Origin of the sequence: Streptomyces sp. NPDC048481 (assembly GCF_043200075.1) — a bacterium.
Classification (GTDB): domain Bacteria; phylum Actinomycetota; class Actinomycetes; order Streptomycetales; family Streptomycetaceae; genus Streptomyces.
This window is the reverse complement of record NZ_JBICXC010000004.1, coordinates 233162-247303: the sequence shown is the minus strand read 5'-3', so window position 1 is coordinate 247303 and position 14142 is coordinate 233162. Positions and strand designations below refer to the sequence as shown.

Below are 14142 nucleotides of genomic sequence, written 5' to 3'. Positions count from 1 at the left end.
GCGAGACGAACCCCCTCGGTCGGCGGGGGGTCACCCTAGCGGCGGCTCCGTCAGATGTCTGCATCCTCGTCGGGCTCGCCCGCGACCACCAGCCGCCGCAGCTGCTCGGAGATCTCCACGCGCGCCGCGCCCGGCAGCCCCGCGTCGGTCACCAGCGTGTCCACCTGCTCCAGCGCGGCGAACGAACTCAGCCCCACCACACCCCACTTGGTGTGGTCCGCGACCACCACCACGCGCCGCGCCGACTGCACCAGACGCCGGTTGGTCTCCGCCTCCGCCAGGTTCGGCGTCGACAGACCGGCCTCCGCCGATATGCCGTGCACACCGAGGAACAGCACGTCGAAGTGGAGCGCGGCGATGGCCTGGTCGGCCACCGGCCCCACCAGCGAGTCCGACGGCGTGCGCACCCCGCCGGTCAGCACGACCGTGGCCGCGCCCTGCCGCGGGCCGGAGGAGCGCTGCGCCACGTGGAAGACGTCCGCCACCCGCACCGAGTTGGTGACCACCGTCAGGTCCGGCAGGTCCACCAGGTGATGCGCCAGCGCGAACGTCGTCGTGCCGCCCGACAGCGCGATCGCGCTGCCCGGGGTGACGAGCTGCGCCGCCGCCTTGGCGATGTCCTCCTTGGCGGTCAGCTCCAGGCCCGACTTCGCCTCGAAGCCCGGCTCGTGCGTGCTCGCCTCCATCACCGGGACCGCGCCGCCGTGCACCTTCTCCAGGACGCCCTGGCGCGCCAGCGCGTCCAGGTCGCGGCGCACCGTCATGTCCGACACGCCGAGCTTGCGCGTCAGCTCGTTGACGCGGACACCGCCACGGCGACGGACCTCGTCCAGGATGAGGGCGCGGCGCTGCTCCGCGAGGAGGTTCTGATTCTCACTCACGTACGCTCCGGTCCTTTCCCTCAAGCCGTTCGACAGGCCCGCTCACCTGCTTCGACGAGGCTGAGCCGGCCGACGTCGGTGTGCGGGCGTCCCATCCTCGCACGGCCCGTTCACAGCAGTGCCACCACCCCGTCGCGGTCATGTCACCCACGGTGTTCCCGGCCCGCCCGCGCGTGCGTCGCACAGCGCGGGGATATTCCGTGACGGGAGGTGTATCACGCGTCGCGGGCGGCGATCATATGCCCGCACGGACACATGTCGACGGCGTGTCACGGGGGAGGTGCCCACGGTGAAACGTGCCGGTACCGACGGAGCGGCCCTGGAACTCCTGGTCCACGGCGTGGGCGGCGCCACGCCCGAGAAGATGCTGAACGATCCGCGCACCGAGCGGATCACCGGCGACGACACGGCGGCCGTCTACCGGCGGACCGACGACGTCGGCGCCGAGGCCCGCCCCGCCGACGACCGCCGCAGCGACACCCCCGTCCCGGAGGCCTACGTCTGGTCCAACCTCACCTCCGGCGACGGCACCCGCGCCCTGTGGCTGCTCCTGCTGCCCTTCATGGTCGTCAACCTCGCCCACTGGATGCGCCCCGCCGCTCGCGGGCGCGTCCGCACGGTCCGCCTGTACGGCCTCCTGGTGCGGCTGGCGGCGCTGAGCCTGACCGTGCTCCTCGTCGCCGCGGCCTGTGAGGTCGCCCTGGACCTGACCGCCTGGCAGTGCGCGGGCACCTCCGCGTGCGCGCGCCGCCACTCCTGGCTGGGCTTCCTGTCGCCGGCGGTCTCGGACGACGGCTGGTGGAGCCCGCCGGGCCGCCGCCTGGCCCTCGCCGCCCTGGTCCCCGCCGCCCTCGTCGGCCTCCTGTGGTACCTCTCCCACCGCACCTGGCGGGCCTACGAGTCGCAGGAGCCCCTCGACCGCGCGCCCGAACCGGAGGACGGCCCCTCGGACACCGCGCTCGGCCGCCCCGGCTTCTGGTACGGGCGCCGGCTGGTGGCCCGGCTGCGCGCGGCGCACACCGCGGCGGGCCTGCTGACGGTGGCCGCCGCGGTCGGCGCCGCCGCCGTGCGCCAGGACCGCGAGGCGGGCGGTCCGGCCGTTCTCGACGTCCTGGGCCGGCTGCTGGAGGCCTCCCTGATCGCGGGCGCGCTGGCCACGGTGTGGGTGGTGTGCCGCCGCGGCCGCAGCGAGCACCGCCTCGACCGCCGCCTCGACGCCCACCTGGTGCGCCGGCTGCCGTCGGCCGCCCTCGCCCTGCTCGCCCTCACGCTGGTGTACGCCGGCTGGGAGCGTCCCGGCTGGCATTCCGAGGGCCGCCTGCCGGGCGACGCGACCTTCGGCGCGCTCGCCCTCGCCCAGGGTGCGCTGGTCGTCGCCCTCGCGGTCGCCGCCCGCCTCCTGCACCACTGCCCGCAGGAGCGCTCGGCCGCGGCGGGCGGCACGGAAGAAGCCGGCGCCGGCCGGTGCAAGGCGGCCGGGCCGCGCGCCCCCGAGCCGCCCTCCGCCGTCCCCCTCGGCGCCCCGGCGCCGCGCGGGGAGGACCGGGCCGACGGCGGCCCGCCCGGAGCGTCACAGCCCACCGATCCGGACACCGACACCGACCGCGTCGGCGCCGGCGTCGGCGGGCGGAACGAGGTGGGGCCGGAAGGGAGCGCGGTCGCCTGGTTGGAGCGCTGCGCGCTGCACGGGCTCGGCGGCCCGGCCGTCGCGATGCTGGCCTGTGCGCTGGGCGGGGTCATGTCCGGGGGCGTCGCCCAGCGCGTCTCGGACTGGCTGGACGGCACCGGCACCGGACTCGACGGACCCCCGGTCGTGCTGACCTGGCAGGCGTCCGTGATCCCGGTCCTGCTCGTCGTCCTGCTGGTCCTGTGCGCGCTGCTCGGCCGCCAGGCCTGGCTGCTCACCCGCGCGGAACAGACCGAGGTACTGCGGGAGTACGGGGTGGAGCACGGCGACCCCGCGCGCACCCGCCGTATCGCGCGGGCCCGTGCGATGGCCACCCTCACCGACCGTGGCCCGCTCCTCGTCGCCGTCGTCTCCACCGCGACGCTCCTGCTCGGCGGGGGAGCCGTCGCCGGCGCCCTCGGCACCGCGAAGACGCCTGCCCGGGCCGCGGAGCAGGCCCCGGCCTTCGTGCACGGCGCGGCGCAGACAGCGCAGGCGCTGGGCTCCTGGCTCATAGGGCTCGGCTTCGTCCTGTTCGTCACCTGGGGACGCCGCGCCTACAAGGACGCCTCCGCGCGGCGCACCATCGGCATCCTCTGGGACGTCGGCACCTTCTGGCCACGCGCCGCGCATCCCTTCGCCCCGCCCTGCTACGCGGAGCGCGCCGTGCCCGACCTGACCTGGCGGGTGGCCACCTGGACGCGGGCCACCGGCGGGCGCCTCGTCATCTCCGGCCACTCCCAGGGCAGCGTGCTGGCGGCCGCCGCGGCCTGGCAGCTCAAGCCCTCCGACCGCAGGCGGGTCGCCCTGCTCACCTACGGCTCACCGATCGAGCGCCTCTACGGCCGCTGGTTCCCGGCCCACTTCGGCCCGTCCGCGCTCGCCGCGCTGCACGAGGACATCGCCTGCTGGCGCAACCTGTACCGGCTCACCGACCCCATCGGCGGACCGGTCCGGCCGCCCGGCGACCACCGCGGCCCGCAGGTCGACCGGCCGCCCCTCGCGGACCCGCTGGCCTACGGCCGGGACGCGGCGCACCCGTTGCCCGCACCCGTCCTCGGCCACTCCGACTACCAGGCGGACCCCGCCTTCGCGCAGGAACGCGAGCTGCTGCTGGCCCGGTTGCGGTCCGGGGTTCCCGCGCAGCGCGCGTGAGCCGCGGCAGGGCCGGGTCAGGGCAGCTGCGGCAGGTCCTCCGCGTACAGCAGCGTCAGGTCGTCCTTGCTCGGCTCCGTGACCTGCGCGACCCGGCTCGCGTGCCGCTCCACCATCGCCTCGAAGGTCTGGCGCGCGGTGCGTCCGTTGCCGAAGGCGGGGCCCTTGGGCAGCTCCGTGAAGTACTTCAGCAGCGCGTCCGCGGTGCCCGGTCCGAGCCGGTACTCGTGCTCCTCGGCCTGCTGCTCCACGATCCGCAGCAGTTCGTCCGGCCCGTAGTCGCCGAAGGTGATCGTCCGTGAGAAACGGGACGCCACACCGGGGTTGACCGACAGGAACCGCTCCATCTCCGCCGTGTAGCCCGCCACGATGACGACGACGGAGTCCCGGTGGTCCTCCATCAGCTTGACGAGGGTGTCGATGGCCTCCTTGCCGAAGTCCCGGCCCGCGTCCTCGGGCGACAGGGCGTACGCCTCGTCGATGAACAGCACCCCGCCGTGGGCCCGTTGGAAGGCCTCCTGGGTGCGGATCGCGGTGGAGCCGATGTGCTCGCCGACCAGGTCGACGCGGGACACCTCGACCAGGTGGCCCTTCTCCAGGACGTCGAGCGCGGCGAGGATCTCGCCGTACAGCCGCGCCACCGTCGTCTTTCCGGTGCCGGGGGAGCCCGTGAAGACCAGATGCCGTTTGACGGACGCGGCCTTGAGCCCGGCCTGCTGACGGCGCCGGCCCACCTCGATCATGTCGATGAGGGCGCGCACCTCGCGCTTGACGCTCTCCAGGCCGACCAGCGTGTCCAGTTCGCCGAGCACGTCCTTGGACGTCCGTACCGACGCCCCCGGCTCGTTCCCGGGCGTGGCCGCCTCGGGGGCGGTGGCGCGCTGCCCGGGGATCGAGCCGAGCAGTCCCGGCGACTGGGCGCTCGTCTGCACGGCGGGCTCCGGCGCCGCCGCGAGGCCCGGGGTGCGCGCGCCCGCGCTCTCGTCGCTGGTGCAGTCCTCGACGACGGGCGCGGACCCGGACGCGGCGTCCGTCCCGGCGTCCGCGAACTCGTAGCCGCCGCGCGCGCAGCGCTCCGTGCGGCACTTGCGCAGAGTCGTGCGGCTGCCGTCTATCACGTGGAAGCCGTAGCCCCCGCTGTTGGTGACCCGGCAGTTCAGGAAGCTGCCCCGGCCGCCGGCCGAGACGTAGAAGCCGGCCTCGGCGGGGGAGTCGACCGTGCAGCGCTCCACGGTCGGGTCGGCGCCCTTGGTGACGATCACGCCGGTCTGGGTGGCGTCCACCGTGCAGTTGGCGAGGGTGCCGCCGCTGCCGTGGTCGCGGAACCAGGCGCCGGTCGCCGCGTCGCGGATACGGCAGTCGTCGAGCTGGGCCGTCGCCCCGTCGCTCACGGACACCGCCGTGTTGCGCACCTGGAAGAGGTCGCTGTCGACGACGTCCGCCCGGGAGCCGCGGTCGAGGACGAACAGGGCGTCCGGCACGTCGTGCACCCGGCACGAGTCCAGCACGGCCGTGGCGCCGTCGCTGACCCAGACGGCCGGGTAGTCGCCGGTGCTGTCGAAGATCTCGCACTGGTTGGCGTCCACGCGCGTGCCGGGATCCCACACCGACAGCCCGTTGCGCCCGAACTGACGCACCGTCGTGCGGGTCAGCGTCAGCACGGAACGCGAGCGCAGGTCGACCGCGTTCTCCGGGATGTCGTGGATGCGGCAGTCGGCCAGGGTGAGCACCGCGTCGGTGTCGAGGGTGACGCCGTCGGCGGTCGTGCGGTGCACGTCGCAGTCGGTGAGATGCGCGGTCGCGCGGGCGGTGACCTGCACGCCGCTGCCCCTGATCTCGTAGACCTCGCAGCCGACGGCCTCCAGCGCCGAGTTGTCGCCGGTCGCGCTCAGGCCCGCGCCCGAGGTGTGGTGCACCCTGCAGCGCTCCAGCCGGGGGTGGGCGCCGCCGCGCACGGCGACACCGGCCTGACCGGCCGCGACGATCTCGCACTCCTCGAAGACACCGCCGCCGCCGTCGACCACGGCGATGCCGATGCCGGCCGGGTTGTCGACGGTGCACCGCCGGACCGTGGGGCGGGCGCCGCCGCGCACCTCCACACCCGCCGAGGACCGGGTCACGATCCGCAGGTCGAGGAGTTCCGGGGCGCCCTCCTCGACGAGCACCGCGGGCGCGGCCGCGTCCTGGCCCTCCACGTGCAGGTCCTGGACCACCGCCGAGGCGCGCACGGTCAGCGGCACGCCGTCCGCGGGAGCCAGCCGCACCGAGCCGGGGGAGCCCTCGGGGCCGCGCAGGGTCACCGACCGCTGGACGACGAGGTTCTCCCGGTAGGTGCCGGGAGCGATGGTGAGGACGTCGCCCTCGGCCGCGGCCTCCAGGGCGGCGGCGAGCGACGCGTACTCACCCGTGCGGCGCCGCCACCGCGATGTGCCGGTGTGCGTCACCTGGACCGTGCCCTGTGCCATGGCGTTGCTGTGCCCCCACCTCGTGGTACGCGGGTTGATGCCGAATGGTTCGGCCGGACCACCGTAGCGTGCGCGCGGGTGGTGGGTTGACCAGAGACGGAAGGCCGTCAACTGCCGGCGCCGGTGCGTCCCCAGTCCGGGCCCGCCCGGTCCCAGGCCCGGTCCCACCCCGCGTACCGGCGCAGCACCATGCGCCACATGACCACCCGTCGGCCGCCCTCGACGGCGCCCGCGGTGAGCAGGGCCGCGCCGATGCCGGCCAGCACGGCGTGCGTGGTCGCGGTGGCGGAGTCCAGCGGCCGTGCCACCAGACGGCCGTGCGCGTCCGTCCATATGCCGAAACGGTCGCCGCTGTGCGGTCTTTCGAGGCCCGACAGGACGGTGCCGTGCCGCCTGGCGCCGTCCGGAGCCGTCCAGCCCGCGACGACCCTGGTGCGTGCCTCGCGGCCGGTGGCCGTCTCGTAGTCCGCGTCCGGCGACGAGACGCCCGTCCTGCGCAGCACGGTGGCCGTCACCCGGTGGCGGGAGGCGTGCTGTTCGCGGACCGACCGCTGTAGCGCGCCCTGCGCCGCCCCGCCGACGAGGAAGCCCACGAAGGGAGCGACGAGACAGACCAGCAGCAGGGCGGACAACGCCACCCAGGCCTCGGCCAGATCCGTGCCCCGGCGCAGCGGATTGTGCCGCCAGCGCCAGAGTCCGCCGATGACGCCCATCGCGCGCACCCCCCTCCCCCCGTGACGATCCCGTCGCGGCCGTCCACGCGCGGGCGCCGGCGACGCGGAACCGCACCGCCGGGGACCCGGGCCCTCTCATGAACGTCCCACGTCGTCCCAACGCCTCACCGCCGGGCGGAGGTTCCCGGGGGCGGACGCGGTCGGCCGGGCGGGGCCGGAACTACGCGACGACGCGCACCGGATCGCCCACCCGGACCGTGCCGCGGGAGAGGGGGACCAGGTTCTGCCCGAACACCAGCCCGTCGTCGAGGCGCCGGTGACGGCCCAGGGTGGACAGGGGCTCCTTGCCGCGAACCGCGGTGTCCTGGTCGGTGGTGGTCACCACGCACCGCCCCGACGGCTTGACCACCCGGAACTCGACCTCGCCCACGATCAGCCGCGACCAGTGGTCCTCGGCCCAGGGCTCGGTGCCCCCCACGACGAGATTGGGCCGGAAACGGTTCATCGGCAGCGGCCCCTCCGCAGCGTGGGGGCCTTGCGCGATGAGGGAGTTGAGGGCGTCCAGGGAGGCGGACGAGACGGCGAGCAGCGGATAGCCGTCGGCGAAGGAGACGGTCTCACCGGGCAGGGCGTACGCGGGATCGACCGGTCTGCGGGCCGCCGGGTCGTCCATGTGCACCAGCCGCACGTCGGCGCCGACGTAGTCACTGCACCAGCGGTGCGCCGCGGCGCCGGCGAGGACCGCCTCCACCTTGTCGCCGAACACGTCCATGGACACCGTGCCGACGGGCTCCGGCACCGGAACGGTCAGCGGTTCCCGGCCGGGCGCCGACAGACGGACGCCGCCGCCGGGCACGGGCTCGGCGGCGGCCAGGGCGAGATGCGGCTGCTGGCGTTGGGTGACGACCTTTCCCCCGTCGTCGATCAGCGTCCATCGCCGGTCAGCGGCCAGCCCCCAGGGCTCCACGACGGCCTCACGGAGCGCCTGGCCCCGGAACGCCTTGACCGGATGGACATGTATCGACAGCAGTTCCGCATTCCCCATGGGGTCATCCTGCCAGGTGACGGCGGGAACCCCGGAGCGGTTTTCAGTAACCGCGGTACTGCTGGTTGTTGTACGGATCCTGGTACTGGGGCGCGGGCGGCCGGGGCGCGGCGGGACGCATCGCCTCGTAGCCGGCCGGGGCCGCCGGGCGCATCTGCTGCTGCGCCTGCGGACCCGGATAGCCGCGCGGCGGGCCGGCCTGCGGCGGAATGTACGCCGCCGGGGCCTGCTGAAGCGGTGCGGGCTGCTGCGCCTGCGGATAGCCGTAGGAGCCGTACGACCCGTACGAGGCCTGGGAGGGGCCCGCCGGGAGAGCCGGCAGGGCCGAGGGGAGCGCGGGCAGATGGCTCGCGCCCATGTCGTACGCGGCGGGAACCCGGATCGGGGCGATCTGCGGGGTGCCCCGCTCGGCGACGAGCGAGTCGTAGATCGGGGTGTCCGGGAAGGAGGCGGAGTAGTAGCCGCCGCCATAGGTGGAGCGGGGGGAGGTCATGGCACATAAGTTAAGCCCACGATGTGCTGGTTGGGGAGACCGATAAGAGGGTTGATTTCCGTGTCCGCGGTGGCCTTGGATCCCCAATGCGAGCGAACATGGGGAAAAGGGACGGCAAACGGACCGTGGATCGTGTAAAGCCCGAGATCCGAGCGGGTTACCCGCGGTTTGGCGGAGCCGTTCCCGTGCTCCGGATGGGCGTGCGCCGTCCCGCGCCATAGGTTGACGGGTAGACAACCCGAGGAGCGCCGGCGCGCCGCCCGGCGCATCCGACCGACGATGGGGGCGTACATGTCCATGCCGAAGGGCTCCAATGCTCCGGTGCCGACCACGGCACTGCGGGTCGAGCTGGGGTGGCGCCAAGGGCCGGGCGTCCCGGACGTCGACGCCTCGGCGCTGGTGCTCGTGGGCGGAAAGGTCCGGTCCGACTCCGACTTCGTCTTCTACAACCAGCCCGCCCACGCCTCCGGCGCGGTCCGCCACGAAGGCAAGGGCGCCGCCGCCGGCCGCACGACCGACAGCCTGCTCGTCGACCTCGCGCGCGTGGAGCCCGCCGTCGAGACCGTCGTCGTCGCCGCCTCGGCGGACGGCGGCTCGTTCGGCCAGGTCCCCGACCTCTACATCGAGGTGCGGGACGCCGCGCAGAGCACCGTCGTGGCACGCTTCGACAGCACCGGCGCCACCGTCGAGACGGCTTTCGTCCTCGGCGAGTTCTACCGCCGCCAGGGCGCCTGGAAGTTCCGGGCCGTCGGCCAGGGATACGACAGCGGCCTCGAAGGACTGGCCACCGATTTCGGCATCACCGTCGACGAGCCGCAGCAGACCGCCGCGCCCACCCCGCCGGCTCCGCAGACCTCGCGGACTCCGCTGCCTCCCGCCGCGCCGCCCTTCCCCCAGTCGCCGGCCCGGCCCGCCTTCCCGGCCACGGTCCCCCCGCCCTCGCACCAGACCCCGCCACCGCCGCCGGCGCCGCCCGCCGCACCGGTACGGCTGACCAAGGTGACGCTCACCAAGGCCGCCCCCTCGGTGTCGCTGACCAAACAGGGCGGCACCTCCGGCTCCCTGCGCGTCAACCTCAACTGGGAGGTGCGCAAGCAGTTCTCCGGGTGGGGCAGCAAACGCGGCCGCGCGGTCGCCCTGCACAACGACCTCGACCTCGACCTGTGCGCCCTGTTCGAACTCGCCGACGGCCGCAAGGGCGTCGTCCAGGCCCTGGGCAACGCCTTCGGCTCACTGCACCAGCCGCCCTACATCCACCTCGACGGCGACGACCGCACCGGCGCGGTGTCGAGCGGCGAGAACCTCACCGTCAACCTCGACCGGCGCGACGACTTCCGCCGCATCCTGGTGTTCGTCACCATCTACGAGGGCGCCCGCTCCTTCGCCGACCTGCACGCCACGGTCACGCTCCAGCCCCAGCACGGCGCACCGGTCGACTTCTCCCTCGACGAGTGCACCGTCCCGTCCACCGTCTGCGCCCTCGCCCTCATCACCAACCACGGAGGCGACCTCGTCGTCCAGCGCGAGGCCCGCTACCTGGTGCCGGAACGCGGCGTGAGCCCCCAGCGGACCGTCGACCACGCCTACGGGTGGGGCATGAACTGGACGCCCGGCCGCAAATAGAGCCCGCGCCCGCCCGCGCGGATCAGCCCTCGTCGGCGACGGCGTCCGGACGCGCGTAGGTGCGGCCCTTCCAGGCCGCACCGCGCCCCCGGTAGTGCTGCACCGCGGAGTCCACCGTCATCAGCAGATAGAGGAACGCGGTGCACGGCAGCAGGGGAGCGAGCCACAAGGGCTGCCCGTAGTAGCGGAGCATCGGCACATACGTCCCCGCCATGACCAACCACGCCAGAGCGCCGCACACCGCCGTCGCCGCGCTGCCGGCGGCGAGCCCGGCCGGCAGGGCGAGCGGCGGCACCAGGTACACCAGGACGAGGCCGAGCACCGTGCCCGCCAGCAGGAGCGGGCTGTGCCGCAACTGCGCGTAGGCGCTGCGCGAGACCATCCGCCACAGGTCGTGCAGCCGCGGGTACGGGCGCACGCTGTCCACCCGGTCGGCAAGCCCCAGCCAGACGTGACCGCCCGCCGCCTTCACGGCACGGGCCAGGGCCACGTCGTCGATGACGGCGTGCCGGATCGCGTCCGGGATCCGCGCCCGCACGGCCGCGTCGTCGCGCAGCAGGACGCAGCCGCCCGCCGCGGCCGCCGTGCGCGATCCGCGCCGGCCGATCCGGCGGAACGGGTACAGCTGCGCGAAGAAGTAGACGAACGCCGGGACCACCAGCCGCTCCCACACGCTCTCCACCCGCAGCCGCGCCATCTGGGAGACGACGTCGAACCCCCCGGAGCGCGCCGCCGCCACCAGCTCCCGCAGGCTGTCGGGCGCGTGCGCGATGTCGGCGTCGGTGAGGAGGAGGTACTCGGGCTCACGCGCGCGTGCCAGCGCGATCCCGTGACGCACCGCCCACAGCTTCCCGGTCCAGCCCGCGGGCGGCTCCCCGGGCGAGTCCACGGTCAGCGGCAGTCCGCCGTGCCGCCGGGCGAGGGTCCGCGCCAGCTCGCCGGTGCCGTCGCCGCTGCCGTCGTCGACGAGGAAGACCTCCGCGCGGCCCGGATAGTCCTGCGCGAGCAGGGTGGGCAGACTCGCGGGCAGGACGGCGGCCTCGTCGCGCGCGGGGACGACGACGCAGACGGAGGGCCATCGCTCCGGCGCCGTGCGCGCGGGCAGTCTGACGTCCGTGCGCCAGAAGAGGCCCTGACAGAGCAGCAGCCACAGCCAGGCGGCCAGGGACAGGGCGGCGATCCACACGACGGCGCTCACGCGCGCAGTCTGCCCCACCCCGCCGGGCCGCCGGGGCACATCGTCTATGGTGGCCGGGTGAAGATCGCGCTCATGGACTCCGGGATCGGCCTGCTGGCGGCCACCGCCGCGGTACGACGTCTGCGGCCCGACGCCGATCTCGTGCTCTCCCTCGACCCCGACGGCATGCCCTGGGGACCGCGCACCCCGCAGGACCTCACCGAGCGGGCCGTGGCCGTCGCCGAGGCCGCCGCGGCCCACCGGCCCGACGCGCTGATCGTCGGCTGCAACACGGCCACCGTGCACGCCCTGCCCGCCCTGCGCGCCCTCCTCGAACCCGCCGTCCCGGTGATCGGCACCGTCCCCGCCATCAAGCCCGCCGCGGCGGCCGGCGGCCCCGTCGCCATCTGGGCCACCCCCGCCACCACCGGCAGCCCCTACCAGCGGGGCCTCATCGACGACTTCGCCGGCGGTGTCACCGTCGCCGAGGTGCCCTGCTGGGGGCTGGCCGAGGCGGTGGAACACGCGGACGAGGCGGCGATCGACGCCGCGGTCGCGGCGGCCGCCGCGCTCACCCCCGACGAGGTGACGACCGTCGTCCTGGGCTGCACCCACTACGAGCTGGTCGCCGAACGCATCCGCGCCGCCGTGAGCCGCCCCGGCCGTCCCGCACCGGCCCTGCTCGGCTCCGCCGGCGCCGTGGCCGCGCAGGCGCTGCGCAGGATCGGCGCCCGTCCCGGGCCCGGCGCGGCCGCCACCGGCGCTGTGACGGTCATCCTCAGCGGCCGCCCGGGCGCCCTGCCCGCACCCGCCCTGGCCTACGCCGAGGGCCGTCTGCTCCAGGCCGTCGCCCCCGCCCGCTGAACGACCCGGCGGGGCGTTCCGCCCGGGCGGAGCAGTCACTCTGCGCCACGCGGTACCGGCGCAGCGAAACCTGAGTAACCTCATGGATATGAGGGACCACCCCCACGACGAGAGCATCCCGCTTCCCGACGTCCCGCACAGCGACGCGCCCCACCCCGACGTCTGGAGCGGCCGCGCCACCAACCGCTTCCAGTGGCTGCTCGCCCTCGTCGGAGCGGCCTGCCTGGGACTCGGCGTCGAACTCGCCATCGACTCGGCCTGGACGTCCGGCATCGCGCCCCTCGCCATGTCGGTCGTCGGCTGCATCGCCGCCGGTCTGCTGGTCCTCTTCGGCACCCTCGCCTTCGTCCACGTCGACCTCAGACTCGACGGGGAGTGCCTCGAAGTGCGCTGCGGCCACATCGGCCTGCCCCGCCGCCGCATCCCGCTGACGCACGTCGCCGGGGCCGACTTCGCACCCCTCGTCACCCCGCGCCACTGGGGCGGCTGGGGCTATCGGTGGCGACCGGAGAAGGGGACCGCGGTCGTCGTGCGCCGGGGCGAGGGCGTGGTGCTGCGCCTCTGGGACGGGCACACCTTCACGATCACCGTGGACGACGCCGAGTCCGCCGTCCGCGTCATCAGGAACCGGCTGCGGACGGGCGCCGCCGACACCGCGCACTGAGCGCCCCGCGCGCGGGACCCGCCCCCTCAGCCGGCCGGTCGGCCACCGTGCAGGTCACGCCCGCACCGCGGCGCGGCCCCGGACGTCCGGGCGGGCTCGCGGACCGGGAGCGCCTCCGTGAGCGGCCGCGCCGTGGCCACGCCCGCCAGCAGCCCCGCGCCCGCCGTCACCGTCGTGAAGCTGAGCGCGTTCCCGGCCGAGGCGACGACGGCGAGCGCGGTGAGCGAAGCGGCCGCGGTGAGGACCACCGGCGTCGGACGCGGCGCACGCCACAGGGCGAACAGCACCCAGCAGAAGACCGCGCCGAGCAGCAGCACGCCCACCACCCCCTGCTCCGCCGCGAGCTGCAACGGCGCCGAGTGCGGCTTGCCGTCCGGCGGCGACGACCGCGCGGCCGTCTCGCTCAGTTCCCCGAAACGCCCCGGGCCGACACCGAGACCGCTCGCGCGACGGGCCATGCCCAGGGCGTCCCGCCACAACTCGGCCCGCCGCGACGTCAGCGCCTCCCGCACGGCGCCCGCGAGGCCGCCCGGCAGCACGTTCCCGGCGACCGCCCAGGTCAGCCCCGTCACCAGGGCGGCGAAGAGCGCCAGCCCCGCGAGCACCGGTCCCCGGCGGAACCCCCGGCCTGCGGCGAGCGAGCAGAGCAGCACGGCGCCACAGGCCACCACGGCCGTCGCCGACCCCAGCGACGCGCCCACGACCACGACGACCCCGGCGAGCAGCCACAGCGCGAGCCGCACCCTCGCCACCGGCGTCGTCCGGGCCGCGCAGCACGCGGCGCCCGCCGACAGGATCAGCAGCGCGGCTGCGGCGCCGGCATGGCCGAGCGGCACGACGGCCTCCGGCCCCGGGGCCGTCCGGGGCAGGAGCACGGCCTGCACGAGGCCGGCCGCCGCTCCGGCGCACGGCGCGGCTACCGGCGTCAGCGCACCGAGGATCCGCCCCGCCGCGTACCCGGCGGCCAGCGCCAGCACGGCGAGCAGCACCCCCTCGGGACGTCCGTCGTGGACGGCGGCGGTGACCAGGGACCAGACGGCACCGGATCTCAGAACGACCGCGCCCACCACGTCCGAAACGTTTCGTCTTTCCCCGTCCCCGGCCGTGCCGGCAGACGTCGTGCCCGTGGAACCCACCCCGCCCCCGAACCCGGCCGCCCCCCCGACCGTGAGCCTGAAACCCGCCGCGGACCTGAACCGCGACGGACCCCGGCCGCGCTCGCGTGCGATCGGAGCTCCGGCACACCGTATCCGCCGATGGGCGGTTTGTGGATGACTTGCGCCGGGTTGTACGACCGCACCGACCGCCCGGCGTGCGCCCGGCGGCCGAAGACCACGGCGCACAGACGGACGGCGGACGGACGGACGGCGGACGGACGACGGCCGGACCGACGCCGGAGGACGGACGCCGGACGACGGACTGCGCACGGCGGCCG

At 75.0% G+C, this 14142-nt stretch carries 11 protein-coding genes; 4 read left to right on the top strand and 7 right to left on the bottom strand.

Annotated features, from left to right (window positions below; translation table 11 throughout):
• Nucleotides 1–50: 50 nt before the first annotated feature.
• Nucleotides 51–881: a DeoR/GlpR family DNA-binding transcription regulator gene (locus ACGFSH_RS15180; RefSeq protein WP_329406906.1), complete on the bottom strand. Its 831-nt coding sequence runs from the start codon at nt 879–881 to the stop codon at nt 51–53.
• 289 nt (nt 882–1170) lie between these two features.
• On the opposite strand from ACGFSH_RS15180, the gene ACGFSH_RS15175 reads away from it, so the two are divergent.
• Nucleotides 1171–3702 (top strand): hypothetical protein, encoded by a 2532-nt coding sequence (locus tag ACGFSH_RS15175; protein ID WP_393348550.1) that lies wholly within the window; start codon nt 1171–1173, stop codon nt 3700–3702.
• Between the two features lie 17 nt (nt 3703–3719).
• Here ACGFSH_RS15175 and ACGFSH_RS15170 read toward each other — a convergent pair whose 3' ends face one another.
• The 4 genes from ACGFSH_RS15170 to ACGFSH_RS15155 form a co-directional block, all read right to left on the bottom strand.
• Complete coding sequence (locus ACGFSH_RS15170; protein ID WP_393348548.1) at nt 3720–6167, bottom strand: right-handed parallel beta-helix repeat-containing protein; 2448 nt, start codon at nt 6165–6167, stop codon at nt 3720–3722.
• A gap of 107 nt (nt 6168–6274) precedes the next feature.
• A complete protein-coding gene (locus ACGFSH_RS15165) occupies nt 6275–6880 on the bottom strand; it encodes a hypothetical protein (protein WP_393348546.1) in 606 nt (201 codons plus the stop codon).
• A gap of 181 nt (nt 6881–7061) precedes the next feature.
• Complete coding sequence (locus tag ACGFSH_RS15160) at nt 7062–7886, bottom strand: MOSC domain-containing protein (protein ID WP_393348544.1); 825 nt, start codon at nt 7884–7886, stop codon at nt 7062–7064.
• 43 nt (nt 7887–7929) lie between these two features.
• On the bottom strand, nt 7930–8379 hold the full coding sequence (locus tag ACGFSH_RS15155; RefSeq protein ID WP_329406897.1) for a DUF6643 family protein: 450 nt from the start codon (nt 8377–8379) through the stop codon (nt 7930–7932).
• A 297-nt stretch (nt 8380–8676) separates the two neighbouring features.
• Between ACGFSH_RS15155 and ACGFSH_RS15150 the strand changes: the two genes are divergently transcribed.
• Nucleotides 8677–10002 carry a TerD family protein gene (locus ACGFSH_RS15150; RefSeq protein ID WP_393349151.1) on the top strand — a complete coding sequence of 442 codons (1326 nt, stop codon included), beginning with the start codon at nt 8677–8679 and terminating at the stop codon, nt 10000–10002.
• Between the two features lie 22 nt (nt 10003–10024).
• Here ACGFSH_RS15150 and ACGFSH_RS15145 read toward each other — a convergent pair whose 3' ends face one another.
• A complete protein-coding gene (locus tag ACGFSH_RS15145) occupies nt 10025–11218 on the bottom strand; it encodes a glycosyltransferase (RefSeq protein WP_393349149.1) in 1194 nt (397 codons plus the stop codon).
• 39 nt (nt 11219–11257) lie between these two features.
• Here ACGFSH_RS15145 and ACGFSH_RS15140 point away from each other — a divergent pair, with 39 nt between their 5' ends.
• Together ACGFSH_RS15140 and ACGFSH_RS15135 are read left to right on the top strand one after the other, a co-directional pair.
• On the top strand, nt 11258–12043 hold the full coding sequence (locus ACGFSH_RS15140) for a glutamate racemase (protein ID WP_393348542.1): 786 nt from the start codon (nt 11258–11260) through the stop codon (nt 12041–12043).
• Between the two features lie 88 nt (nt 12044–12131).
• The gene (locus tag ACGFSH_RS15135) at nt 12132–12707 is read left to right on the top strand and encodes a hypothetical protein (RefSeq protein ID WP_393348541.1); all 576 of its coding nucleotides are present in this window, start codon (nt 12132–12134) and stop codon (nt 12705–12707) included.
• A gap of 26 nt (nt 12708–12733) precedes the next feature.
• On the opposite strand, the gene ACGFSH_RS15130 is transcribed toward ACGFSH_RS15135, so the two are convergent.
• Nucleotides 12734–13774, bottom strand: a complete 1041-nt coding sequence (locus ACGFSH_RS15130; RefSeq protein WP_393349147.1) for an O-antigen ligase family protein — start codon at nt 13772–13774, stop codon at nt 12734–12736.
• Nucleotides 13775–14142: the final 368 nt, after the last annotated feature.